The 26,915-nt window shown below is 38.2% G+C and carries 22 protein-coding genes, 1 tRNA gene and 1 pseudogene; 12 read left to right on the forward strand and 12 right to left on the reverse strand.

Annotated elements, in window-relative coordinates:
• Nucleotides 1-8: 8 nt before the first annotated feature.
• The 6 genes from IR083_RS21825 to IR083_RS21850 form a co-directional block, all read right to left on the reverse strand.
• Nucleotides 9-2,492: a glycoside hydrolase family 31 protein gene (locus tag IR083_RS21825; RefSeq protein WP_194225914.1), complete on the reverse strand. Its 2,484-nt coding sequence runs from the start codon at nt 2,490-2,492 to the stop codon at nt 9-11.
• 25 nt (nt 2,493-2,517) lie between these two features.
• Nucleotides 2,518-4,275: a glycoside hydrolase family 66 protein gene (locus tag IR083_RS21830; RefSeq protein WP_194225915.1), complete on the reverse strand. Its 1,758-nt coding sequence runs from the start codon at nt 4,273-4,275 to the stop codon at nt 2,518-2,520.
• A gap of 53 nt (nt 4,276-4,328) precedes the next feature.
• Nucleotides 4,329-5,765, reverse strand: coding sequence for a SusF/SusE family outer membrane protein (locus tag IR083_RS21835; RefSeq protein ID WP_194225916.1), 1,437 nt, complete (start codon nt 5,763-5,765; stop codon nt 4,329-4,331).
• A 19-nt stretch (nt 5,766-5,784) separates the two neighbouring features.
• On the reverse strand, nt 5,785-7,272 hold the full coding sequence (locus IR083_RS21840) for a RagB/SusD family nutrient uptake outer membrane protein (protein ID WP_194225917.1): 1,488 nt from the start codon (nt 7,270-7,272) through the stop codon (nt 5,785-5,787).
• A gap of 33 nt (nt 7,273-7,305) precedes the next feature.
• Nucleotides 7,306-10,332 (reverse strand): SusC/RagA family TonB-linked outer membrane protein, encoded by a 3,027-nt coding sequence (locus IR083_RS21845; RefSeq protein WP_194225918.1) that lies wholly within the window; start codon nt 10,330-10,332, stop codon nt 7,306-7,308.
• Between the two features lie 220 nt (nt 10,333-10,552).
• The gene (locus IR083_RS21850) at nt 10,553-12,220 is read right to left on the reverse strand and encodes a DUF6377 domain-containing protein (RefSeq protein WP_006799089.1); all 1,668 of its coding nucleotides are present in this window, start codon (nt 12,218-12,220) and stop codon (nt 10,553-10,555) included.
• A 417-nt stretch (nt 12,221-12,637) separates the two neighbouring features.
• On the opposite strand from IR083_RS21850, the gene IR083_RS21855 reads away from it, so the two are divergent.
• The 3 genes from IR083_RS21855 to IR083_RS21865 all read left to right on the forward strand — a co-directional run bounded on the left by IR083_RS21855 (nt 12,638) and on the right by IR083_RS21865 (nt 15,616).
• Nucleotides 12,638-12,710: transfer RNA gene (locus tag IR083_RS21855), tRNA-Lys, on the forward strand.
• A 281-nt stretch (nt 12,711-12,991) separates the two neighbouring features.
• Nucleotides 12,992-14,011, forward strand: coding sequence for a site-specific integrase (locus IR083_RS21860; protein ID WP_006799174.1), 1,020 nt, complete (start codon nt 12,992-12,994; stop codon nt 14,009-14,011).
• A 243-nt stretch (nt 14,012-14,254) separates the two neighbouring features.
• Nucleotides 14,255-15,616: a site-specific integrase gene (locus IR083_RS21865; protein WP_006799175.1), complete on the forward strand. Its 1,362-nt coding sequence runs from the start codon at nt 14,255-14,257 to the stop codon at nt 15,614-15,616.
• An 84-nt stretch (nt 15,617-15,700) separates the two neighbouring features.
• Here IR083_RS21865 and IR083_RS21870 read toward each other — a convergent pair whose 3' ends face one another.
• The 5 genes and pseudogenes from IR083_RS21870 to IR083_RS21890 all read right to left on the reverse strand — a co-directional run bounded on the left by IR083_RS21870 (nt 15,701) and on the right by IR083_RS21890 (nt 18,286).
• On the reverse strand, nt 15,701-15,880 hold the full coding sequence (locus IR083_RS21870; protein WP_169312439.1) for a hypothetical protein: 180 nt from the start codon (nt 15,878-15,880) through the stop codon (nt 15,701-15,703).
• A gap of 65 nt (nt 15,881-15,945) precedes the next feature.
• The gene (locus IR083_RS21875; RefSeq protein WP_006799176.1) at nt 15,946-16,245 is read right to left on the reverse strand and encodes a helix-turn-helix domain-containing protein; all 300 of its coding nucleotides are present in this window, start codon (nt 16,243-16,245) and stop codon (nt 15,946-15,948) included.
• A 2-nt stretch (nt 16,246-16,247) separates the two neighbouring features.
• Nucleotides 16,248-16,415, reverse strand: a complete 168-nt coding sequence (locus tag IR083_RS21880; RefSeq protein ID WP_083820955.1) for a helix-turn-helix domain-containing protein — start codon at nt 16,413-16,415, stop codon at nt 16,248-16,250.
• A gap of 153 nt (nt 16,416-16,568) precedes the next feature.
• Nucleotides 16,569-16,832, reverse strand: a pseudogene (locus IR083_RS21885) (DUF3408 domain-containing protein); the annotation flags it as partial.
• 518 nt (nt 16,833-17,350) lie between these two features.
• On the reverse strand, nt 17,351-18,286 hold the full coding sequence (locus IR083_RS21890) for a hypothetical protein (RefSeq protein ID WP_006799179.1): 936 nt from the start codon (nt 18,284-18,286) through the stop codon (nt 17,351-17,353).
• Nucleotides 18,287-18,760: 474 nt separating this feature from the next.
• Between IR083_RS21890 and IR083_RS21895 the strand changes: the two genes are divergently transcribed.
• From IR083_RS21895 to IR083_RS21915, 6 genes are all read left to right on the forward strand, one after another.
• Nucleotides 18,761-19,885 carry an IS110 family transposase gene (locus IR083_RS21895; protein ID WP_194225919.1) on the forward strand — a complete coding sequence of 375 codons (1,125 nt, stop codon included), beginning with the start codon at nt 18,761-18,763 and terminating at the stop codon, nt 19,883-19,885.
• Between the two features lie 373 nt (nt 19,886-20,258).
• Nucleotides 20,259-20,423: a hypothetical protein gene (locus tag IR083_RS21900; RefSeq protein ID WP_157256594.1), complete on the forward strand. Its 165-nt coding sequence runs from the start codon at nt 20,259-20,261 to the stop codon at nt 20,421-20,423.
• Between the two features lie 205 nt (nt 20,424-20,628).
• The gene (locus IR083_RS21905) at nt 20,629-20,997 is read left to right on the forward strand and encodes a plasmid mobilization protein (protein WP_194225920.1); all 369 of its coding nucleotides are present in this window, start codon (nt 20,629-20,631) and stop codon (nt 20,995-20,997) included.
• Complete coding sequence (locus tag IR083_RS24725; protein WP_242052508.1) at nt 20,987-21,526, forward strand: relaxase/mobilization nuclease domain-containing protein; 540 nt, start codon at nt 20,987-20,989, stop codon at nt 21,524-21,526. Before IR083_RS21905 ends, IR083_RS24725 begins: the two co-directional genes overlap by 11 nt.
• Before the next feature lie 187 nt (nt 21,527-21,713).
• Nucleotides 21,714-22,232 (forward strand): DUF3945 domain-containing protein, encoded by a 519-nt coding sequence (locus IR083_RS24730; RefSeq protein WP_242052509.1) that lies wholly within the window; start codon nt 21,714-21,716, stop codon nt 22,230-22,232.
• A gap of 120 nt (nt 22,233-22,352) precedes the next feature.
• Nucleotides 22,353-24,551, forward strand: a complete 2,199-nt coding sequence (locus tag IR083_RS21915) for a tetratricopeptide repeat-containing sensor histidine kinase (protein WP_194225921.1) — start codon at nt 22,353-22,355, stop codon at nt 24,549-24,551.
• Here IR083_RS21915 and IR083_RS21920 read toward each other — a convergent pair.
• Nucleotides 24,529-25,221: a DNA-binding response regulator gene (locus IR083_RS21920; protein ID WP_194225922.1), complete on the reverse strand. Its 693-nt coding sequence runs from the start codon at nt 25,219-25,221 to the stop codon at nt 24,529-24,531. The genes IR083_RS21915 and IR083_RS21920 overlap by 23 nt on opposite strands.
• A 102-nt stretch (nt 25,222-25,323) precedes the next feature.
• Between IR083_RS21920 and IR083_RS21925 the strand changes: the two genes are divergently transcribed.
• From IR083_RS21925 to IR083_RS21935, 3 genes are read left to right on the forward strand one after another with little or no spacing between them, the layout of a single operon-like run.
• Nucleotides 25,324-26,265 carry a Mov34/MPN/PAD-1 family protein gene (locus tag IR083_RS21925; protein WP_194225923.1) on the forward strand — a complete coding sequence of 314 codons (942 nt, stop codon included), beginning with the start codon at nt 25,324-25,326 and terminating at the stop codon, nt 26,263-26,265.
• Between the two features lie 2 nt (nt 26,266-26,267).
• Nucleotides 26,268-26,702 (forward strand): hypothetical protein, encoded by a 435-nt coding sequence (locus IR083_RS21930; protein WP_194225924.1) that lies wholly within the window; start codon nt 26,268-26,270, stop codon nt 26,700-26,702.
• A gap of 24 nt (nt 26,703-26,726) precedes the next feature.
• Nucleotides 26,727-26,915, forward strand: coding sequence for a hypothetical protein (locus IR083_RS21935; RefSeq protein WP_194225925.1), 189 nt, complete (start codon nt 26,727-26,729; stop codon nt 26,913-26,915).

Below are 26,915 nucleotides of genomic sequence, written 5' to 3' on the forward strand. Positions count from 1 at the left end.
TTATTATTTTATTTGATTGATATATTTACAGTTTTTCTATTATCCGGTACTTTTACCCAGCATTCTTTCGTTGCCTCATTCCACGACCATTCTACTGAAGAAAAATCTGTTTCCTGTTTATTCAGGATTATATTTTCTTCTACATTTCTGACAACCTTGTTATCTGCGGATATGCTGTTCGGTTTTGCCTCCAGGTGATATTTGAGAACGATATTTCGCTTCTCCGATTGCCGGAAACCTTTGTCTTTTGGTTCTATCATAGTTTTATATCCGTCACTCAATGTTGTACATACGAAACCTGTCTTTGAATAAATATCTTTCAGATAGTCCAGATTTTCACCCTCATCTTCATAAAGCTCAAAGCTGGCATTTTCATCCTCATAGTTAGGGAAAATATGGATAAACAGAGGGTAGTCCTTCTTCTCATGTATATACTGCATTACAGGCATCATCGGGATAATCGAACCCTTTTTTACAAATACAGGGATTGTATTCAACGGTGCACGATAGGCAACTGTTTGTCCTCCCAGATAGATTGTCTTTTTATCATTGAAGTCGATCCATTCCCCATCAGGTAAGTAAACACGTTTTACCCGTTCTCCTTTTTTCAGCACAGGAGCCACTAGTATTTCTTCTCCAAAGATGAACTGGTTATCTGTTTTTATAGCTTCTGCATCGTTCGGATATTCCATAAATAAGCCTCTTGTTATCGGTAAGCCTGTATCATGGGCCCTACGTGAATATGTGTACAGATAGGGGAATAGCTGGTATTTCAGTTCGATAGCCGCTTTGGTGTTCTTTTCCACCACATCGCCGAACATCCATGGCTCAACAGCATTATCTCCCTCATGGTGAGCACGGCTCAACGGGCAGAATATACCGAACTGCATCCAACGTGTATATAGTTCACCCATTGCGTTATAGTCGGTAATATCTCCGCAGTAACCTGATATATCTGTAGTCCAGAACGGAATACCCCCCAGTCCGGCAGAAATTCCTACTGCTACCTGATTCTCAAGTTGCCCCCAACCTTCCAGTACATCATTTCCGTTACCGCTATCGTTTGTCCATCCGAATGTGTAACGTTGCAAACCGGCATAGGCCGAACGTGTCATCTGGAAGATTCGTTTATCCGGATTGCGTTTGTCAAACTGTTCTTTTACAACCTTATCCCATGTCAGGCCATATACATTATGTATCTCATCGTGCATGCCTATATGATGTTTCATATTCAGGCGGTCTATGTCTTCTTCATTGCTCCATGCTGGCTCACCCATATCAGTCCAGAATCCGCTTATTCCGTCATCTATTGGCTTTTGCTGATATTTGCCCCACCAATCGGCAACTTCGGGAATAGTGAAATCTACTACACCGCAGTTTCCTCCCCAGGGCCACGGCATATCATACGATTTTCCATTACGGACATCTTTTACGAAATAGCCTGATTTATCAGCTTCTTTCCATTGTATTTCATTCGCCTGTGATACAACAGGGTCCTGCGAGACGATCATCTTGAAGCCTTGTCCTTTCAATGATTTCAGCATCCCCTTTGGGTCTGTATAGTTTCCTTTGCGCCACTCAAAATCCTGTAAATATTGTGTCCAGCCTATATCCTGATAAATTATATCACAAGGGATCTGACGTTTACGGAATTCAGCCGCTATGTCCAATGCCTGAGCCTCTTTGGTATATAACCCCCGGCTCTGAGCGAAACCCAAAGCCCATTTAGGAGGCATGATGGGTTTACCTGTCAGGTCGATATATTGCTGTTGGATATCTTTATAATCTTTTCCGAATATGAAATAATAAACAAATGCCCCGTCCGGTGCTTCAAATGAGTAGTATTCATCTGATTCAGTACCGAATTTGAACTCGGTCTTGTATGTATTATCCAAGAATATACCATAACGGTAACTGCTCATAAAAAATGGAATGCTTTTTGCCAGAGGGTCTTCTGTGACACTGTAGCAGGGGCGGTCGCTATTCCACATCTTATACGAACGTCCGCGGCGGTTCAGGGGGCCTGTCTTTTCGCCCAGTCCGAAAAACTGCTCATCGTTACGCAGAATTTTATATGCTTTTACGGCTTTAGAATCGGCAACGTGCCCTCTCTCTTTAAAATCGCTGAAAACCAGTTTTTGCCATTTATCGAATATCTGTAACTGCATCGGGTTTTTATTTACCCTGATACGCAGCTTCGACGTAAATATTTCATAACATGCGGGTTCGTCATTCACATTGATTTCTCCGATATCCTCGAGGTTTTCATTTATTACAGCAAATGATTCATTGCTTCTTAGAAATTTTCCTGATTGGTCGAACCAGACTTTAATGACGGAGTTGCTGTTTATCGTCAGAGACATCTTCGACCCGTCTTTGCAATTGAAAATAACCTGATTCCCGTTTTTAGTATAGGAGATACATTCTCCGGCAAGTAATGTTGCCGAAGAAAATATCAAACCTGTTAGAAATAACCAAACCTTCTTTATCATAACCTTCTTACCTTTTCCTTATTAATTAATATTCAAGTACCAGCATATCCCAGTATTTAAGCGAAGGGAGTGTCAGCAAAACCTCATTGCCCGATTGAGAAAATTCAGTGTTGATCGCAACTCCTCCATTGATATCGGGAGAGGCAATCCATACCTTCGAAACAGCTTTGGATGCGGTCACTTTTACTTGTATACCGGCAACTGGCGACGGTTCTTTTTGTGTGCCGTTCGTATCTCTCCATTCCATAGAATTAGCCTGTGAAAAGTTTATCAGATGAACCACATCTTTATCTGTGAATTTCTTTCCCACCACAGCTATACTGCCTTGCGATGCAGGCCAGTTTTCGAATGAAAGGTTTCCGCCGGCAGATTGTATGTTTATTGGAGAAAAAGTGCCTCCGTCGCGTAAGATGTTCTGGTATGCAACAAGGAAATCGTAATAGTGAGTCAGGGATTCCTTTGTTTCGGATTTCATCTGCAAATTAGAATTCGGGAAATATTCATTCGCCAGATAGTGTTCTCCTAATTCGAGATGCGAGCCTCCAAAAGAGAATATCACAGCATTGGTAAGCAATATACCGGGTGTATTGATGTAACCGGAATTGTTTGACCGTGCATAATTCATATATGCAGCCAGAACAGTCGCCTTTTCATTTCCGCTATAACTATTATTATCGAGTATAACCTGAGCTAATTGGTCAAAAGTTTTAGATTCGTCCCAGACTTCCGTGTATAGGAAATCAACTTCTGATCTTGCAATGCTCTTTTGCTGACCGTATTGAGAAACTGCATTCATAACCAGTCGCTTGTCCGGATCGGCTTGTTTCATCGCCGAGATAAAAGGTTTATAAGTCTCCTCGAGCTTAACGGCATTTCCTGTATAGTCATAGACTGTTCCCCTGTTTCCCAACTGGTCGATATGATAGCCGTCAAAATCGAAAACCTTATAGACATCACCATGCCTTCCTGCAATATAATCCTGCCATTCCTTATTCCCCGGATTTGTCAGATAAATGCTACTGCGGAAAGGAGCGTCGAGGTGATGATTGTCTTTTTCGGTATGATTCTGGTCTTTGAAAAGATACCATTCTTCTTTTACGCCATCTGCCGCCGCATTGTTCAAAGCTCCGAAAGCAAGATTGTAAAACATGGCTTTCATCCCTTTATTGTGGGCAGCATTGATATATCCTTTGACTGTGGACAGATAATTAGTTCTGCCTATAAGGTCTGCCCATGATGCGGACGGATTATCAACCGTTCCGGCTAATGGACGTTGGTGGTCATACATCCAGTCGTAGAATTGAATGCCGTTGATATGATAACGGTTAAGGGCTTCGATGTTATTTTCTATTTCATTTTCGGATAGCTTGCCATATGAGGAAAGAAAACCATAGCGAGGGAACTTCTTCCAGTCCGATGACACATCGACAGCAATACTCTGGTGTATCTTTTCTGCATTACCAGTTACTTCATATATATCTACCATATACCCTTTGTAGTCGTCGGAGGGTGCAGTCCAGTCCCACGTGGCAGATGACAGGGGTTCTTCCGAAATCACTTTGCCCAAGTGGGAATATCTCACTTTTACATTGCCTGACGGCTTTTCTTTGAGGGTAAAGCGGACTGTCTCACCCGGCTTGTACGAAGCTTTATCCGTATGTAAATCTGCTTTGAAATAAGTCACACCATATACTACGGGATCATTATCCGTATCATAATAATCTTCGCAACTCCACAAAGAGATTGTCAGACAGAATATTAGATATACATAAATTTTCTTCATAATAATATTTTTAAGCAGGAGTGTCCCCGGAGAAGACACTCCTTATATTTTAATTATTGTTTTTTGATTATAATAGTTTCTTTCAATTGATTCAGTTCAATTGTATATGTACCTGATTGTGTGATTTTCCATTTATAATCTACACCTGCTCCCGGATAATTGTATATTATTTGCTCTACATCTCCTGTCGGGTTTTTATCGGCTTCCCCGGCAATGAACCAGGCACCGTTCCAGTCGTCCTGCTTATCCAGTGTGAATTTCAATTCTCCGGCATTTAATGTCCCGGTCCAGGTGAATACATATGGATTGCCCGTTGCGGTCATCGGTGTCGCACTGCCAATATTCCAGCCGTTAGGCGAAGCATCTCCTACCAGATAAATCATGGCAAAAGGAGTGAATGGCACAATATCTATCTTCATATCCCGGGTATCGAGTTTAATCTTGTAAACACCTCCTGTGATTTTCCATTTATTGTCAGGATCACCCGCCCATTTGTCTACATCGAGGTTAGTCCCTTCCGGTTGTTCATTAATAGCAGGACGGAAAAATACAGCATCCCAGTTTCCTGCGGCAGTTCCTATTTTGAATTCTCCTCCTGCCGATAGATCGTCATTGTAATGGAATACAAACGGATCGAGCAGATCTACAGTCATCGGATTGAAATTCCATCCGGTAGGATTACCTACAAACCATAGTTCGCTAAATTCAGGGCCTTCTCCTTTTGTAATACTGATAGCCATCGATATCAGGTTCACTTTGACCGTATAGGTACCTCCTTCTGTAATTACAAACTTTTCGTCCGGATCTGAATCTGATTCACGGAGTACAAGTTTAGTGTCATTTTCTCCTCTATTATAAGAAGGTAAGAATTCCCCTTGTGTTGCTATGAGTTTGAATTCTCCGGCAGAAAGCGCACCTGTCCACGAAAATGCTTTCGGAGTGTTTGTTATCGGCTTCATTTCGGTAGCATCGTCGGCGCTCCATCCATTCGGTGTAGCATCTCCTATGAGGTACAATGTTTTCGTAATAGGCTTATGAGTCTTGATATTTATGGTCTGAACAGGAGAAGTCTGAGATTCAAGATTTTCAGAAGCCACTTTGGCAATAATCCTGTATTGGAATATTGTTTCCGAAGCTGGCGTTATGCCGAATTTATCAATAAGCAGATCATTAAGTTCCTCATTCTTGTACGATTTCTCATACACGTTGCGTCCCATGTCTATGGATATCCCGTTCTCGAAATTACCATCCTGTTTGTCCATCTGAAAAACATATTCTATTGCCAGTCCGGTTCCGTTGTTTGTGCCCGATGTCCAGATGAATTTTATAGCTTCCGATGCAGGATTCAGCGCATCCAGTTCTACAGTTTCCTTTGACGCGCTTATCTCCAATGGCTGGTCTCCTTTATTATATTCCGTATTATCCTCGTCGGTGCACGACCAGAAAAGAAATAATAGTGTAAGTAATGATATTATTTTATATAATTTCATGATAGTCGGTATTTAAAAATTAATATCCTGTATTTTGTTTCAGATTTGGATTTGTGTCTATTTCTTTTTGTGGAATCGGAAAGAGCAAGTGCTTTTGTGAAGCATTTATTTTACCAATGGAATGCAGGAAATCAAGAGCATATTGCCCATTATCCCAACGTATCATGTCGAACCAGCGATGTCCCTCGAATGCCAGTTCTATACGGCGTTCCTGTCTGATTTTGTCGCGCATCTGGTCCTGAGTCAGCCCTTCCACATCGTCACGGTTGGTTAATCCTGCTCTTTTTCTCACCTGATAAAGCGACTCTTCGGCATCAGATGTTTGCCCTAATTCGTTCAGGGCCTCGGCTTTCATCAGTAATACATCAGCGTAGCGCAATACGATGATACTTGCCGAGTTTGTATTATAATCGGCTGAGATTGATAGCGGAACCAAAAACTTACGAACATTATAACCTGTATTTGACATATTGGACTTATAGGTCTTACTATCGAAAGACGGACATCCTTCATACAGGATTGTTTTGTCTTTTCGTAAATCATTATTCTCATATTGGTCTACAAATTCCTGTGTAGGCTGATTCCATCCGTAGGCTCCTCCTACCCATCCTGAATTTCGTGGCCCCATATAGGTGCTGAGCCAGTTTGCCTGATTTTCATCATCCCAGAAACCAGCTTTTGTCAGCCCGTAATATTGAACTTCGAAAAGTGACTCCGATGTATTCTTATTTTTGGCTTCACCGCCGAAACAATCGCTATAATCCGGATTTAATGTATAACCAAGGCTTTCCACCATGTTGCACATTTTGAGGCTTTCATCATACATCCCCAATGTAAGGTAAACTTTAGCCAGCATACCTGCGGCTGCTCCTTTGGAAGCACGGCCTATGTCACTACCCGAATACTCTTCGCGTGGAGGTAAAAGCTCTATGGCTTCTTTCAGGTCAGGAATGATTACTTCGTTGTAAATGGTCATCTTGTCTGTACGGGTTGGCTTGAGATTATCACCCGGTTTAGGAGTAGTAGTTGTTAGAGGCACATTTCCAAATAGTTGTACCAGAATGAAATAATAATGTGCCCTCAGGAATTTTGCTTCCCCTATACATCTGTTTTTTAAAGCCTGATCGATATCCATAGACGGAACACTTTCTAAAACCGTATTACAATACAAGATACCGGGATTGGGGCCACGCCAGATATCCAAAGCTGCAGCATTGTCGGTAGTAGTCACGAAATTGGCTATATCGACAGTCTCTATACCATCCGTACCGCCTCCTGCACCGACTTCACTGTTACCTGCAATAATATCGAGTGTCCAGATACGCATATTATAGAGCTTAGGACGTTGGAGGGGTTGATATGCCCCGTTTACTAAAGCGATGGCAGATTCTTTGTCGCTCAATACTTCTGCGCTAGGGTCTTCATAAGGTTCTTTATCAAGGAAATCCGAACAGGAGACCAGTAAAGATGCTAACATTATAAGACCTGTATATATTATTTTTTTCATGATTTTCTCTTCTTTAATATTAAATTTATAACCTTAGAATTTGACATTTACTCCAAAGCTGATCGTACGTGTAAGCGGATATGTGCTTAGGTCTATACCATTAGCTCCAACTTCCGGATCGAATCCTGAATATTTTGTCATGGTATAGAGATTCTGGCATGACATGTACATGCGTACTGTTTGTAAATAGGCTTTCTTTGAGATTGCTTGAGGTAGTGTATACCCTAATGTCAGGTTTTTTATTCTTAGATAAGAACCATCTTCAACAAACCGGCTGGAATGGCGTGCATTCTTATTCGGGTCGCTGTATACAGCCCTTGGTACTGAATTGCTGGTTCCTTCCCCTGTCCATCTGTCCAATACTTTAGCTGTTTGGTTTTGAGGTACAGCCATTCCTTCCTGCCAGATACGGTTTGCATTGTAAATATCATTACCGGCTACTCCCTGCAGGAATATTTGCAAATCGAAGTTTTTGTAAGCAAAACTGTTATTCATCGAGAATGACCATTCCGGAGTCGGATTACCTATGTATGTACGGTCATTGTCATTTATGACCCCATTATTGTCCAGATCACTGAAGCGGATATCCCCCGGTGCTGTTCCTCCCGGAACTTGTATGGAGGCGTTGTTGACCTGATCCCAGTTCTGGAATAAACCATTTGTTACATAGCCATAGAATGAATTGATTGGATTGCCTTCGGAATTTACCAATACTTTCGTCATATTGATATCATCTCCGGTAAATAAAGGTACACCTTCATTCATGCTGATGACTTTATTTTTATTGTAAGAGACATTCAAATCTGTGTTCCATTCCAGTTCTCCCGTCAGATTCCGGGAAGATATGGTTAATTCCCATCCTGTATTCCGCACTTTTCCGGCATTAATACTTGGTACATAGATATCCGAATATCCTGTTGTGATAGGCACCGCCATCGGTACCAGCATATCGGTCGTGTTTTTGATATATCCGTCTAATGACAAATTAATACGCTGGTCGATCAGTGAAAGGTCAATCCCTGCATTCCATTGCTTTACGGTCTCCCATTTAACATCCGGATTTGGCATTACAAGCGGGTACAGTGTCGATACAGGCGTTCCGTTAAATACATATTGTCCTGTTTTTAGTTTAGTAAAATAGGCGTACTCATTTATACCCCATTGATTTCCCGTAACTCCGTAACCAGCTCTTACCTTTATATCGTTTACCCATTTGTTCTTCTGATAAAAGGCTTCTTCCGACAGACGCCATGCTGCTGCAACGGAAGGGAAGGTTCCCCAGCGATTGTCTTTTGAGAAACGAGAAGAGCCATCGCGACGAACGGTTAATGTCAGCAAATATTTATCAGTATAGTTATAGTTTACACGGCCCATAAATGAAAGCAGCGCCCAGTCATTCTTCGTTCCGCCGACTGTCGGTTGGTTCAAACCGTTAGATAACTGGTTATTCTTGTCGCTCAGAAAACCTTGTACGCTGGCATTCATTTTATTGTATACATTGTTTTGGGCACTCGAGCCGATCATCACATTCAGATGGTGATTTTCATTGAAGGTATCTATATAGGTAAGCGTATTATCCCAAAGGTAAGTAAGGCTTTTGTTGGACTCCTCATAGCGGTATGATTCGGGTTGGGAAATCGGTTTCCAATCGTATTTAGGGCTAAAGTTTTCCTTGTCCCAGAACTTAAAATCTATACCACCCAGCGTTTTGAAAGTAACTTTATCGAAGAAATTGATCTCGGCAAAAATATTTCCCAGCAAATTATAGCCTTTGGTAGTTTGGCTGTTGACTTTTGCATTCCCTAACGGATTCTTAATATCTCCGTACCAATATGCTGGATTGCCCGGGCCGGAATAAGTTCCGTCTTCATTGTAAACCGGTTGTGTAGGTTGTGCGGCCATCGCATCGCGAATACTGTAGCTTCCCTGCTTTTTGGCATCATGGCTTAATGTAACATTATTGCCCAATTTAAGCCAGGGTTTTACTTTCGATTCCCCATTGAATTGTACGGTATACCGCTTATAAGAAGTATCAGTAACAATCCCCTCCTGATCCAGAATACCTGCTGATACATAATAATTACTCTTATCTGTACCGCCGGAATAAGATACGGAGTAATTCTGGATCGTACTTGTCCGGAACAATTCGTCCATCCAGTCTGTTCCTTTTCCCAATGTTGTCGGATCAGCAAAATCGGGTCTTTGCATCAGGTTCTCCGTCCCGCTATAATTTGCGATCATGTCATTGTGGTAAGACGCAAATTGACTTGCATTTAGCATATCGGGCATGCTGGTTGCATTCTGTATACCCCAATTGGCGCTGAATGATACAACACCATCACCGGATTTTCCTTTTTTGGTTGTAATAATAACGACCCCATTTGCACCTCTTGATCCGTAAATAGCTGTAGCCGAAGCATCTTTTAATACATCGACTGTTTGCACATCGTCCATATTGAGAGCGTTTAAAGAAAGGTCTGTCGGTACGCCATCTATTACTAATAACGGTTCACTGTTATTAATTGTACTTATTCCCCTTATTCGGATAGAAACATTACTGCCCGGTGCACCTGAATTTATGATCTGAACACCGGAAGCCCTTCCCTGCAAGGCTTCTCCGATATTGGCGACGGGTTTATCCTGCATCGATTTTGAATCGATGGAAGAAACTGCTCCGGTTAAGTCTCTTTTTCTCATTACGCCATAACCTACTACTACAATTTCGTCCAGCATCTCCGCATTTTCTTTCAAGGTAATTTGCAGGTTGGATTTGCCTGTTACCGGAATTTCCTGTGCTAAGAACCCTACATAAGTTATGGCCAGAATGTCATTCTCATTTACATCGAGAGAGAATTTACCATCGATATCCGTAATAGTGCCATTGGCGGTACCTTTTACTGCAACGGATGCCCCTATGATACTTTCTCCTTTTTCATCGAGGATTGTTCCTGTAATTGTTCTTTTGTTTTGAGCAGATAAGTGAAGTGTAAAAAGTAAAGTCAGAATAAGTAAACCTATTCTACTCACATATGCCCATTTCTTTTTTTGATCTTTTCTCATGGTCTATACGATTTATGAATTTTTCTTGTTTATGGTTAACATAGTTTCTTCAGTTTTGGAGACTGAAAATGGACCTAACCTCTTACATGCAAAAATATAAGCAGTTATTAAGTAAAGAAAATCCACATGGATAAAATATAGATAACGTAAATTGTTAAATATTTAAATTACAGATATTTAAATGCTTTGAAGGTGTTGAAAAATATGGATGTGGTATGCCTTAATTCTTCTTTATTATGCCTATTTTCATTACCATAGATTCAAATTCTTCGCGGGGTACGGCGGCTTTATTCCGAACTCTGGTGCGATAGCTGTAAATGGTATTTGCAGAATAGTGTAAAAAGCTTGCAATTTTGGAACTGTCGGTTATTCCCAGTCTTATTAATGCAAATATACGAAGTTCTACGTTTAATAGTTCGTTTGGTTTTAGTATAAATTGTCCGTCTCTCACCAATAGGGAGTTAAATTCCTCAACAAAGTTAGGGTATAAATGTAAAAATATATTGTCAAAGTTTTCGTAGAGTTCTTTCAGTTCATTGTCAATCATCTCTCTGGATTTTAATATCTTGTATAGTTCATCCAACTTCTTCTCCACCGCTTTTTTATTGAGTGTATTCTGATACTTTTCGAGTTTATTAATGTATGTCGAGCATAAATCAAGGAAATGTCCTATATATGCTTCTTTGATTTGATTTGCTTCTGATAGTTCATTATTTACATCAGAGAGCTCTTTGTTGACGTCATTTAGTTGATTAATAGTTGATTGTAGATCAGTGTTGAGCCCATTCAGTTTTACGTTAGTGTGATAAAGTTCCTTGCGTATACGGGCAACTCTTTTCATTTGCCTGTACACATATATTATTGCTATAATCAGAAATATGGATAATATACTGACAAGAATGAGGAATAGTTGTAGTTCAGACTTTTGTTTGTTTACATTCTCCTGATAGGCAGAGTCTATAATCGGGAATATCTGAGATACTTCATATGTTCTCAATCGTGCATTGCAGAACATTGCATCTTCCATCGACGATTTTATGCAATCATAAGCTCTTTCTACTTCACCTGTTTCATATAGGACTGAAGCCAAGGCCTGCATGGATGCATTCTCTTTGATCGCATTTTTTATATCACAGATAGCGGATATAGCATAATAGTGTTTTTGTAAACCGATGCTTCCTTCTTTTTTGTAAATGTTTGCAAGCGCATATGCAAGCACGGCTTTTTCATGAGTGTCGGATTCTGTCCGGTTTAAAAGATTCTGTAGAATCTGTCTGGCTTCTAGCAACTTATTCTCGTCGTATAGTTTTTCAGCATATACTATTTTATAGTGATTGGACTTTTCATCCAGAACATTGAGCAAAGAATCCCTATATAATTTGCTTTTTTCTATATATATGCGAGTATAAGGGTTATTATTTGAATAATAGTTGTATAATTGTTTATAGCAATCGTAATATTTTATCAATAGCCAGTCGGAAAGATTCTTGTTATTTATTGATTTAAGAATATCGATTGCTTCTATGTACATTCCCGCAACGATATATAGTGATACTAAATCCAATTGAGATTCGTATGCCCAAGCTGGATTATTTAGCTTTTCTGCTATCACAGTATTTTCTCTGGCATAATAAATTGCAGAATCTGATATGTAAGTTTTATATTCATTATAGAGTTTAAGGTTAATGTCATATCGCTGCTCCGGTGTAATATTGGGTGTTTTGAACATTTTTTTTATTTCAGATATTCCTTCTTCTTTCTCTGTCATGTAAAGCTCTTTATGCTCTACTAATTTATACAGGGAAATAAGTGTTGTATCCTGTGATATTTTTGGAAAAACAGCACTAATACAAAATAATAGTATAACGAGGGAAAGTATTCTTTTCATCTATAGTAAAGGACTTTAAACAAAGTTAGTAAAATATATCTTTGTATAGTAGAGAGAATTACCGATTTATGAGTTTTTATGTTCCATCCGCTAAATCAGGCATCCTTCCTATATGCTGAGGACAATAAATCTGGTTATAAAGAAAAAAGGATAATTCAGATTCTTTTAACGGGGTATCCCGAATGATTTTTCAAAATCAATTTTTGCTTGTCAAGGAACGGAAATAAAACTAAAAAAATGACTTTTTAGTTAATGAGAGCATTTGTCTGTAAGTGTTTGTATATAATTATTTTATGGGTGTTTCGTGTGGGGATAAGAGTAATAAACCTTTTTATATCATGCATTTTTTAGAAGTATAAATTTGGATAATAAATATTTTCTATTACCTTTGCACTCGCTTTAATAAAGCAACAGGGAGATTCCGTAGCTCAGCAGGTAGAGCACATCACTTTTAATGATGGGGTCCTGGGTTCGAGCCCCAGCGGGATCACAGAAAGATCAGAAAATCAAAGACTCATTTCTGACAAAACAAGACAAAACTCTCTAAGATAGATTCTTAGGGAGTTTTTTTATTCCCTCCCTCAGACATAATCAGTCATTAAAATACCAATATTGGACATACATTCGTTACGGAATCGTTACGGATTGAGCAAAAGACAAAGTCCGTAACGAATTAGACTGTAACTCGTTTATTTGTCGAAATTTGGCAGTGTTTTGTCCGCCTGACTTCTAACAATTAACAATAGTTTTGAACACTAAAATTTACGTGTTATGAATCTTATGAAGTCAACTTTTCGTGTATTGTTTTACCTCCGAAAAAATGAAGTGAACAAAAATGGTAATTCTTCTATTATGGTTAGGATTACTATAAATGGAGAACAAGTTCAGTTTAGCTCCAAGTTGCAAATCAAGCCTGAACTATGGGATACTAAGAATGGAAAGGCAGTCGGCAAAAGCGCAGAGTCAATGAACACCAATCGCCTGCTAGAATCTATTAGCGCAAAAGTAAACGAATTGTATTATAAACAGCTAAGTGACTATGGTTATGTTTCTCCAGAGAAAATAAAGAATATCATATTAGGTGTAGATACCGATCGGAAAAAGATGTTATTGGAATATTTTTCTGAACACAATGAGTTCTATTTATCGAAGATTGGAAAAGGTACTTCGCTCACAACTGCTAATCGTTACAAACTGACAAGACTTCGTTTAGAAGAGTTCCTAAAAACAGAATACAATCTTTCAGATATTCCTGTTTTTGAGCTGACTCCTGTTTTTGTTGAAAAATTCTCACTCTTTCTCATGAATACACATAAGTGTAATAACAATACAGCATTGAAGTTTATCCAACGATTTAGAACAGTCTTTCATTATATAAAGAATACTGGAGCAGATATAAAGATTAATCCTTTTGGCGGTTTAAAACTCCGCACAACCAAGGTTGTTAGAGAGATATTGACTCAGGAAGAAATTGATACCATCTATGAAAAGGAATTCTTAACCGAAAGACTAGGTCAAGTAAGAGATATCTTCATTTTTATGTGCTATACAGGTCTTAGCTATATTGATGCAGCACAACTAACAGAAGATAATATCAAAACCGCATTTGATGGACATCAATGGGTAATGACCAAACGTCAAAAGACGAGCGTACCCTCTAATATTCGACTTCTCGAAGTTCCACTAGCTATAATTGAAAAGTACAGAGACAAACAAAAAGATGGGAAACTATTTCCCATATGCTCTAACCAGAAGATGAACGAATACTTTAAGGAAACAGCAGCCATTTAGAAAAGGGAGAGCAAACGAAGGTAATTAAAACTTAATCAAAGGATTAAGTAAAACGGCTCTTTTAGCCAAAGGAGAATAAACGCACGAAAAAGCAAAGATGACAGCGAGTTCAGTTACCAAATCATTACCTGAGTAACTTTACGAAACTGGAGTCTATTCGACACTTATTCAATGGTTTGCGTAATTTTGCATAGCACCGGATAACTCTAAGTAAACTAAATTTGTAATTAAAAAATTAGAGTTATGGCAAGAAGTACATTCAAGGTTTTGTTTTACCTGAAGAAAAACAATCTGAAAGCAGGAAAAGCCCCCATTATGGGAAGGATAACTGTAAATAGCACTATCTCCCAGTTTAGCTGTAAGCTAAACATCAAACCCGAACTTTGGGACACCAAAGCCAACCGTGCAGCAGGCAAAAGCCTCGAAGCACAGAAAATCAACCAGCAGTTGGATAACATCAAAACCCAGATCGGCAAGCAGTACCAAAGTATCTGCGACAAAGATAACTTTGTCTCTGCCGAGAAAGTCAAAAATGGGTATCTTGGTTTTGGCGATGAGTTCCGCACTTTCTTTTCTATTGCTGACGAGTTTTACGAAAGTTATGCCAGGCGTGTCGGTAAAGACCGTACCGAAGGCTCTTACGAACAATTGCTAATCAATCGCAAACGGGTAGAGATGTTTCTTCGGGACAGATATAATTTGTCCGATATTCCCATTAAAGAAATTGAACCCCTGTTTATCGAAGATTATTATGCTTACCTACTCGAAGAACGCAAGCTGGCAGGCAGTACCCTGCTTACTGCCGTAACTAAGCTCAAACAGGTTATGCTGATTGCCCAACGTAAAGGCTATATACACGTCAACCCTTTTGCCGGTTTCCGGTTCAAGGCCAAGACCCGTGACAGAGGGTATCTAACAGAAGATGAACTCAAGCGTTTCATGGCAGTAGAGCTCCGCCGATACAAGCAACGCCAGATTCGGGATATTTTCGTCTTTCAAGCATTTACGGGTTTGGCTTATGCGGATGTCAAGAAATTGACTTTCGATGATATTCAAACTTCTTTTGATGGCGAATTATGGCTAATAGCCAAACGTAAAAAGACCAATGCAACATTTTATGTCAAATTATTGCCGATAGCAAAGCAACTGATTGAACAATATCGCCTTGTAGCTAAAAATAATTTTGTTTTTCCTGTACCAAGCCACAGCGATAATATGAACCGTTGCTTGCAACGTATAGCCAAGTTATGCGGTGTGAATAAGCGGGTTACCTCGCATATGGGGCGCCATACAATGGCAACGACAGTGTGCCTCTCACAAGGTGTACCCATCGAAACAGTCTCTCAGATGCTCGGGCACAGCTGCATAACCACGACTCAAATCTACGCTAAAATCACGAATGACAAGATAAGTAAAGATATGGCGGTATTGACGGATAAAATCGGGGATAAATATAAATTGGAGACAGACCGCTCTCAATCCGATTTCAGAAACATCAAACGAATCACCAAAAAGCAAAAAGAAATGTTGCCCCGCAAAAAGAGAGAAAACAACCCCGTTAATCCATCGACCTATATCATCCCCAAATGGGCTAAGGTGGAATAGAATAAGAACAATAAGGATCGAGTCAGCCCTTTTATTGCAGGAGAAAGTCACTTCTTACAAGGCAAACCAGTCAAGCCCGAAGCCCTACGGGTCGGAAACGAAAATCTCCATCCTATGGATAGTATTTTCGCTCCGAGGCTTGCCTGTTTCCCTGCTCGAAATGTAAAGAGGTATCCTGCAACGAAAACGACCGACCCGACGATGACGCATATCTTCAAAAGTAAACAAGCATCCCTGATTAACATCAAGAATGCTTGTTTTCATTTTATGCGTGGGGCAACTTCAACTCCCTCTCCTTAGAATCTGCATATCTATTATTCTATTTTTCATTAGAAAGGAAGCTCGGGCGATCGGTAGTTATTATGCAATACCTCTTGAAGTTCTTTCTCGGGATAAAGTATTTTGCCTCCGATAGCTGTATAACAGATCATCCGCTTATCTCGCAAAGTCTGAAGCGTGCGAGGTGAGATATGGAGATACTCCATCACTTCCTCTCCACTCAGATAACGTTCCTCTGCCAATGTTGGGCGATGCTTATCACGAACATCCTGTACATCGTTCAAGGCTTGCTCTATTTGCCCTTCGAGTTCCTTGAACTCTTCGGACTCATAATTGATAAATTTGTCCATCGCTATTTGTTTGTATACTTCATATCGGTTTTTAGCAATTCAGAAATATCCTCTTCCTTGTAGTAGACCTTACCACCCAGCATTGCAAATGGTATCTTGCCATTATTCCGCCAAGTCTGCCAAGTGCGTTTCGAGATTCCCAAAGCACGGCAGACATCTGCCGAATCCATTCATCCGTCTCTGGGATTGATACAATATAAAGCTTTCAATGCAGCCATATCAGAAGTTAATCTACTGATCTGTTGTTTCAACAGTTCCCATGTATGTAAGTCTATACAAACAATTTCCATAGTCATTCAGTTTAGTTGTTATTATTTTTCGTTTTACTCTTTATCGCTATTAAATGTACTTGCCAGGGAACGTTTTAGCCCTTCGTTGGCAGCACGGGTTATCAGCTCTCTGTTTACCGACAGATGGTCGGCTAGGATATTCGACAACAAAATAGTGGGAGTGATCTCCGGCACAATATGTTGCAATGAGGCAACAAGCATTTGCAGCTTTTCTTTCATCCGAACATCGATATAGACTGGAGTATAATCCTTGATTTTTCGTGTTGCCCAAAATCGATTGGTATACTCTTCTTCGTCTTTCTTGCGAGAAAGCTTGCCTCTGGCTGAATTAGCTACTCATGTGCTATTATCAAACATATCAGATACATCTGGTTGCTGATCTGCTGTTTTATCTTTTTTGATATCTTCACTCATAAAAATCTGTTTTAAATGTTTATAAAATAAGACTTGTTAAAATAGAATTAAGACAGACCCACTCAAGTATCTCTGATCCGATTGGTTTTACCCATAATCTTACATCTTTCGAAAGGATAAGCGGTATACGGCTGTGTATATCGCTGTTTCCGAAATCAAGTGCAAGTATAATCCATTCTCAATCCCTGCCCTGTGAGCATAACAGCTTTACCTAACAGGTTAGGATTGTATACTATTGATTATTAAATTGTTTCAATTGGGATATATACTCAGTAAGGGGTAATTGGGGAATAATGGCTATACGACAAGTATAATGTAATATGCTGGATAACAGCAGATAATGCAAATTCAATAAAGGATAGAAATATTTATAGAAAATATAGGCGAATAAGTTTTTTTAACTACTCAAGTTTATATTTGTTTAGCTCTTCGATCAGGTCTTCTATATTTTCCAATCCGACAATACTTTCCCGCTTGTTGCGGTTACGGCAGTTGAGTAGTTGTTGCATACCGATATAGTGTGCACTATCTCCGTATCGCTCTTTGTTACCCTCTGTGCGAAAGGATATAAAGTCTTTATTGCCATCGGCAACCGATACCCATTGGGCTTTGATGTATTTGTGTTCGCTCAGTTGGTCAAGGAGATAGACCAATGTCTTTTGGTTAGTTACCTGTAGTGGTTCGGAGAGTTTTCCTGAAAGTAGTTTCTTTAGTTCAGATACTTTTATTTTTGAGCGAAACAATTTGATAGATTCTATGCAGTCTGCTAATAGTGCATATTGCTCTTTGCCTAGTTTGGGTAAATAAGAACGTTTGGTAGATTTGGGTTTAGCATTCTTAATAACAACTGTTTTCTTTACTTGTGGTTCTTCCTGATGAATATCTAATTTAGGCTTTGGAAGAAGTTTCTCATATTTTGTACATAAGCGTTCGAGACTAACCAAATCTACCAATTCTCTAAAGTAAGGCAAATCGATTTTATTTAACTCTGTAGTATAGTTGCTTGGAGTTATTGTAGCTATTGGTTTTATAAATGTATGATACTGATGATAAACATCTTTACTTATCTCATCATAAAAATCACTGTACCAAAGATAGTCTTCTCTTCCGTCACGAAGGTATTTGGGCAAGCTTGCCAGAGGAGGATTGTTGCGGATGATATCCAACACTTTACTTTTATAGTGGAGCATTTCTGCCTCGGTCAATTGTGGTTGTGAGACCAGAGCAAGTGCCGTTTCATAGTTGATTGCCGCAAAATCATTGAGACTCTGCTGTACAGCCCGAAATACTTCGGGAACATTACTGTCATGATCTATGTCTTGCTCACCATTATACATGTACTAAAGATAGTAATATTACCAATAGGAGCAATAAGAGTGACTCTATTTTGTCAGGCAGTATAGCAAATAAATGCATCTCCAAGCAAAGCTATACACATCATATTGTCAATGATATAACTATCGATTTAACGATCTATATTTGTCGAAGTATCCATGTCGGATATAGCTAATTTATACAATGATATGAGAAATTTAATCCACTTTCTACCATTCATTTGCTCCGGCTATCCTTGAAGAGCAATAGGCAATACACCAACCGTATTGCTAAATCGGAAGTATCCGATAATGCACTCCCTTCGGAGTGAAAACGTTGCCACCAATTCAAAAAACAAAGAGACTCCCGCCTCTTTATTTTTTTCTCGTCGTCAAATTAGACCCTATGTTTGTAATGTGATTAGCAAAAGTATTCTTATTGGGTTAAATTCTAAATTTACAGCCAATAAGCTTGTTAAACTAATCATAATACATACCATGAAAACAACAAAGCAAATATCCTTAGATTTCACTGAACAACAAATTTACATTGGTCTGGATGTTCATCTCAGTTCCTGGTCTGTGACCATCGCCACCGACTATATTATCGGGCGTACATTTTCGATAAGCAATACCTCCACTGTACTAAGATCAACTAAAGGGAATGATACCTATGGTTCCCTGCTACAAAAGTATCTGCATACGAATTATCCGGGAGGCAATTATCTTTCTGCTTATGAAGCCGGCTTTTGCGGATTCTCTGTTCACAATGAATTAATCAGGTTGGGTATAGAAAATATTGTCGTCAATCCGGCTGATATTCCGACCTCACAAAAGCAAGAAGTGCAGAAGAATGACCGTGTTGACAGCCTCAAAATAGTATTGGCTCTGAGGGCTGGTCAGCTAAGGGGAATCCATGTACCGGATATATCTACATTGAACGATCGTATGTTGCTGCGTGTAAGAGCTGGGATAGTGCATGATATCAAACGTTACAAGAATCAAACAAAATCTATGCTCAACTTCTATGGTATAAAATACAAGACAGATTTTGACGGAGCCAATCTCTCTTTTTCCCGCAGATTTGTAGACTGGATTCGCAATATTGATCTGGGTAGCTCTTCGGGAATGGAGGCTAAGGAAGTTATGTTGGATAAAATATCGACCCATAGAGAGAAGTTGTTGCGTGTCACACGAAAAATTAGAGAATTATCGCAGAATAACAGATATAGCTCTGATTATTATAATTTGATTACTATTCCAGGGATCAGCCTGATTACGTCTATGGCAATCCTTACTGAAGTAGAAGATATAAAGAGATTTAGCAACACCAAGAAATTTATTGGTTATCTGGGATTGCATCCTACATACAGGGCGAGTGGCGAAACACAACAAAACGGGGAAATTACCTTTCGTCACAACAAGTATCTGCGGGTGTTACTCGTTGAGAGTTCTCATATTGCTGTCCAGAAAGATCCGGCAATGATGCAAAGCTTTATACAGTACAGGAAAGAGGGCAAAGAATATAACGTGGCCATCATTAAGATAGCACGAAAACTGGCTTGTAGGATTTATTATATCCTTCGCGATAAACATCAGTACCAAACAGGAGTAGTAATATGAAAACCTCCTTTAATTATAAAATCCATATATCAACTTCTTTTACCTGCAATAGACCACTATACCTTGCTTGTAGATAAACTACGTCAAGTAGATTGTGGCAGTTGCACCTATTCGCTAAAAGGGGTAATGCGATTAAAATGTGAGATCAATATTATTTGCTCCACATTGGATACGCTAATAGAAGGATGTTGATATAGGATAAAGGTTTTTTTAGCCATATAGACAGTGTCAGCAATGAAGAAAGGGAGGCTAAAGATACCTCCCCTAATTTCTGCATTACTGCATACTGTCAGAGAATCTATTGCTGTCAGGTTGCTCCTCAGCGGAGCCTGAGTCCTCTTCAATTCCCTAACCCTAAAGTAAATAAATTATAATGATGTTGAAACTTTTTGCTAAATTATTTGGATTACAACATAGAAGCAAGGTAATCGCACGGGTTACCCGAAAATTGCTTCGCACATTTTCGGACAACCTTCGTGCATACCTTGCCCTTGCAGGGGGCTGTGACCACGCGGAAGATAAATCCGGAGTACCTTGAATTTATCTTCCGCTTCAAAACCCGCTCCCGCCGGTCGCGGATTTTGAGGTCACTGAACAGCCCTTTTCCATTGCTCCCGCTGGTCGCAACGCCAAAGAGCTGTGTGGCAATCCTTCACTTCATCTCCCGTTGGTCGCTTTTGTTACGGCTCGCCTGGATGCAAAAAAGCATCTAGAGATATTCCATAACCATAAAAGGAATCGTTATGGAAAGTAAGAAAAAGGAGAATAAATTGGGAGCGAAGTCTCTCCGCAGAGGAAGGCCAAAGAAAGAGAAGAAGAAACTTTCTGTTTCTATAAATCTCAAACTGACGGAAGAAGATTATAATATCATAAAAGAGAGAGCCGAAAAACTGGGTATGAAAGCAACGCAATATGCCCGTGAAATGACACTTAACGGAAGTATAAAATCACGATTTACATTGGAAGAACTCAATCTGATGCGGAAGCTGGCTGGTATGTCTAATAACCTAAACCAGACAGCCAAACAAGCCAATAAATCAGGGTTTACACAGGTCAGTATAGAATTAGCACATATTGCCTTTCAAATAAGGGAACTATTAGATGATTGCTAAGAATATCAAAGGTAAATCATTCAAAGGCTGTGTATCATATGTGATGAACGATACAGCAACTTTACTTGAAGTGGAAGCTGTCTTGGCCGATAATACAAAGGATATTATCCGCAGTTTCGCTATGCAACGATCCGGCAGGAAAGAAATCAAACAACCTGTCGGGCATATTCCTATATCCTTTTCTCCCGAAGACAAAGGGAGAATGACCGATGAATTTATGCTGCAATTAGCCAAAGAATATATGCAGGAAATGGGCATTCAAAATACGCAATATATTATTGTCAGGCACGATAATACAGATAATCCCCATCTGCATATTGTTTACAACCGTATTGACAACGAGCTAAAACTTATATCTGTCAATCATGATTATAAGCGGAATATCAAGGTCTGCAAGAAGCTAAAGGATAAATATAACCTGACTTACGGTAAGGGAAAAGAAAAGGTAAAAAGGGAGAAACTGGATAATCCCGACAAGGTAAAATACTATATTCATGATGTGATAAAATCTGTTTTTACCAACTTGTAAGAATCCGGCTGATTTAAGATTCAGCCTACAGAAATTCGGCATTGAGATTGAATATAAACACAAACGGACAAACAATGAGATTGAGGGCGTATCGTTCTGGTACAATAATATTGCTTTCAAAGGCTCGCAGATTGATAGGAAATTTAGTTTCGGGAATCTCAAAAAGGAGTTCGAAAAGAATATAGAATTGTTACGAGAACAGGCAAAGAAAGCCCAAGAACAGCCCGAAAAGGAACTTCAGAAAGTACAACAGCAAACTAAAAACAAATCTAAATTACCAGCTATTGGCGGAGTTGAACTATCTTCTGAACAATGGAAAACTTTAAAAGAAGGAGGCTTTATCTATCTGGAAAATATGAAGAAAAAAGATGGAAATGGACTATTCTCATTATACGTTTTCCTGAATGATGAAAAGAATAAAGCTTTTTTCAGTCGTCAAAATCCAAATGAATTTGTCAAATATGGTAGATACGAAATGCGTATCAGGGATAAAATACTTATTGAAAGCGGCTATATTACCAAAGCTAAAGTCAAATGGTATGGCATCGGAACTTTTGCCTATCCTTACCTCTGGAAAAGTGATAAATCAGATATGGAATACAAGGAATCATGGGACGATCCACGATTACCCAAACCTCAAAAAGTCGAAAAGAAACCAGATATGCCTACAATAATCCAGAAGAAAAATAAGGGGAGGAAAATATAAGGATTTTCTTAATTGAAAATGTGTACTTTAATTTATTCTTCAATAATTGTCAATTATTACTTACTTTTGTTTAATTAATCTCTAGAATATTAAATTTGAATTATTTACCCAATCACTATTATGAGAAATTGCCTTTTTATTCTATTCTTAATATTGCAATTTAGCTGTTCTTCGGAAATTAAAAATGAAACAGTAAAAGATAAAGAACATAATGAAGAGGTTTCAATAGCCAATGAATGGAATGACCAGGCCCAGCGTTACTATGAAGAAGAAGGTCCGAATAGTGCGAACTATAGAAAAGCTGCGTTGTTGGCATATGAAAAGGCTATTGAACAAAATGATGATTTGCAGATAGGATTTGCATTGATGTATTTGGGTGAGCTAGCGGCAATCGATGAAGGAAATACAGGACGAATAAAGAAAAGTCAGGAAGCAATTAAATATTTTGAAAAAATAAATGCAACAGAGTATATAGCACAAGGTTATGATAATATTGGCTTGTCTTATAGCATGATAGGAAAATATGAAGATGCTATCTTAAATCATAAAAAAGCATTGGAAATACTTGAAAGTGCAGAATATGAAGATGAATCAAGGTTGTGGTACTTTATGTTTAATCTTGCGTTGGCATATTCTGGTAAAGGAGACGCGGAAACGGCTCTTTTTTATTATAAAGAAGTTGAAAAATTAGCTTCGTTAAATAATGATTTAGAAATACTTTATGAAACATACAATTCCTTTGGGGCTATTTTCGATAAAACAGGAAAATATCAGGAGTCAATCAAATACTATGAAAAAGCTTTGACCTATTATGAAAAAGAAAAAGATATAAATAGGGCATGCCATCTTTTATTAAATCTTTCTGTACTATACTCAGAACGGAATAAGATTGAACAAGCATTATTCCTTTCACGGAAAGCTATGAAGCTCATTTCTGAATATCCAAATGAAATTTATTATGCAGACAGAGCATATAGAGAGCATGGTTCATTTTTGATAAATGCAGGATTATATCAAAATGCTTTGGATACATTATATTTGGCAAACGCACACACAAAAAATGATAATGAAGAACAAATCTATCTGAACCATATAGCTTTGGCTGATGTTCATAGCGAATTGAATAATTTGGATTCCTGTTCTTTTTATTTGCGGGAAGCCGAAAAATTATTAAATAAGAATGAAGAGTTACCAAGCATAAGATATCATCTTATGGCTGAGTCTCACCTATTCCACCTGAAGGATTTCGAGAAAAGCATCTTTCATTCGGAGGCATTCTTAAATGTGGATGATAGTTTACATCGGATAGGAAAAATAAATACTTTAAAAGTTCTAAATCATTTATCTGAATCATATAAAGAGGGTAGAAGTGACTATAAGAATGCATTTAAATATAAAGAAAAAGCTTATGTATTGAGAGATTCATTATATAAACAAGAGCATAGTAATGCGATTGATGAGTTCTATACAAAATATGAAACAGCCCAGAAAGACTTAGAGATAAGTCGGCTCAATGAAGAAAAACAAAAGGAACGTTTTCAAAGAACATTAATTATTTCAATAAGCTCATTTATAATTATACTGCTTTTTATCGCTTTCCTTTATAATAGAATAAAGAGATTGAATAAAGAAAAGGAGGCCCTATTATTAGCACACCAAATAGAACAGAAAGAACAGGAATATCAAAGTTTGTTGAAAGATTCGGAACAAAAACTAACAGAGCAGTATATTGCAGGACTTGAATCGGAAAGGACAAGGCTAGCCAAGGACTTACATGATGGTATTGCCAATGATTTACTGGCTGTATGTATGCATTTGGAAAATAATTTGGATCATACTTCTGCAAAGAAGCAACTTCATGATGCATATAACAATATACGCAACATATCTCACAATCTAAATCCTCCTATAATGGCAGATGTGACTTTTGTAGATATCATGCAAAGCTTTGTCAGAAAATACAATACTCTTTCGGATATAAAGCTACACTTGAATATAGCTACAGATGAAGAATGGAACGATTTGCCTTCGGTATATGCTATAGCATCCTATCGTATAATTCAGGAGGCTGTAAGCAACTCGATAAAACATGCCAAAACAGAGAACATATCAATTGATGTTATCTATACAGGGCAAAATTTATCTGTTAATATCTTAGATGATGGTGTAGGATTTAATCCTCAAAAAATCAAAAAAGGTTTGGGATTAAAGGATATGGAAGATAGAGCAAGAGTGATGCAAGGCTCATTTGAAATACATTCAGTTATTAACCAAGGAACTAAAGTATGTTTCACTTTTAATATCCCTTCTTATCTTTAGTTTGTTTCCTTACCGGGAATCCATTTGTCAGAGCTTTGGTTATAAGCTCTTCAGAACTGTTTACAGAAAATTTATCAAAGATACGGGCTTTTGTTTTAGGTACAGAGTTTTCTTTATAGGGAGTCTCTTTCGATATTTCTTTGTAGGTTTTCCCTTTTGCCAGCAACTGGATTATCTCCATTTCCGAGTCCCTGAAACTAATATCTATTTCGTTCAACAAGTGAGAATCCGGGTTCAAGTCATTATATGGAACCGATAAATACCTGAATCTTTCACATATATATTTCTCTCCATCCAATACTGCATCGATTGCACTTTTCAGAGGTTCCAGATCCGGGCCTTTCAATACGATTCCATTTACATTTGCAGCTTTATAGTTTATTATATCCCATATGCCTTCATGCTTAGTATATATTATAATTTTAGCCTCAGAGTCATATTCTCTTATTTTTTTTACAAGCTTTAATCCACCAATATCTTGTAATTCAATATCGATAATATATACATCATACTTCTGTGCCTGTATTTGTTTCAAAGCCGGAATACCTTCACTAAAAGTCATTACGTTAAGCTCGGGCATACAAGAATTCAGATAGGCTTTGATTCCCCATAGGATTCCTGCATGATCATCTATAATTAAAATTTCCTTTACCGGTTTTTTATATTCCATGGCTCTGCAATGATTAATGTATATAAATGTAGACAATCTATATGCGATAAATTCTATTTATTTGACAAAGTAAATTAAAATTATAAAAATACAATAATATATATGATATGGAGTAAAAAAAATAAGAATATTAATAGGGTGAATGATAAGGTATTCATCTATAAAAGCGAATTGGAATATATTTCAAAATGCATATTAGACTGTCCTGATATTGAAACGGGAGGTAACCTGTTCGGCTTCTGGACACACTCTGGAAATCCTATTATACAATATGTGATAGGGCCGGGAATAAAGGCCAATCATGAAACTACTTTTTTTAACCAAGATAATGAACATCTTTTGCGAATCGGTAAAAGACTGATAACAGAACATGCCCTGCAACATATTGGCGAATGGCACTCTCATCATAAACTAGGATTGGCAAGGCCAAGCGGACACGATTCATCAACCATAATAAAAGGAATGCGGAGTGCGTCAATGGATAAATTCTTACTGATTATAGGTAATTGTAATGACAGGGTATCTACAATAAATCCTTTCCTGTATACATCAGACATCCAATATTCTGTCCCAACATGGACCGTACTGGACGAGGAAAGCCCAATACGTAAAGAATTTGACATTCGCTATCCTGAATTGAATTATAAGCCACTTACTCCGGTTGCCCGCATTGCAAATATTAATATCAATTCAATAGATGAAATCCAAGGCACATCACAAGAAGGGACTATCCCTCAAATGCCGGACTGGATGCAGCAAGAAGATAGTCATACAGATCTGAAAAAGATTATTGACTTTTTGTCGGGAACACATAGTATAGTACAACCACTGATTAAAGATCGAATTATCTGTATAAATCTGCAAGAAAAAGATTCTCTTCTGCAGATATCCTTCCCACCCGGCTTTCCTTTAGAAGCACCTGAAATATACGTCTTTGAAGGTAACGAAAAGATCTTGATATCAGATGATATAATGTGGAACAACACAAATGCTTTAGCCGATGACTTTATAAATTATTATTCAATAACAGTCCAAAATTGTTGATTATGGATATAGATAGATTAAATTTAGAAAAAGCTGTGTTAAGCAGGTATTTTCCTCCATCAAATTATATGTTTAATGATATAGGAACACGGAATGCTCATTTACTTGTGGGGGTCAAGACAAACTCTGAAAAAGTATATACGTTAAAAATCGATTTGTCACAAAATTTCCCATATAATATACCTAAAGTCTTTATAATACACCCTCAGCCTTTGCTATCCCGATATGGAGGGAGTCTGATGTCTCCAAGTGCATCAATGCATGTATTGCAGGGAGAAAGTGGTTGCGTACGTATTTGCCATTACGGGACGTCTAGCTGGTCTGCAAATGTAACCTTATATAAGGTTATCCTTAAATCTAGAATGTGGCTCGAAATGTATGAAAATCATCTGAAAACAGGATATGATATCGATAAGTTTTTACCTCACCAACCGTAACTGATTTTATAAAAATATACTGATATGAAAAAGAATACGTCTCAAGAGCTAGGAAATGCTCTATATGAAAACAAAGTAAGTAATACCGGCAATAATTTAGTATTTAATCCTCAAACAGGAAATTTTGAAATTGCACGTAAAAATGAAAAAGTAGACCCGGATGTAACAGTAGTAACTCAAATGGCAGAAGAAGGCTTTGCTTATCTATATTAA

It is taken from the genome of Dysgonomonas sp. GY75, assembly GCF_015234155.1.
Taxonomy (GTDB): domain Bacteria; phylum Bacteroidota; class Bacteroidia; order Bacteroidales; family Dysgonomonadaceae; genus Dysgonomonas; species Dysgonomonas gadei.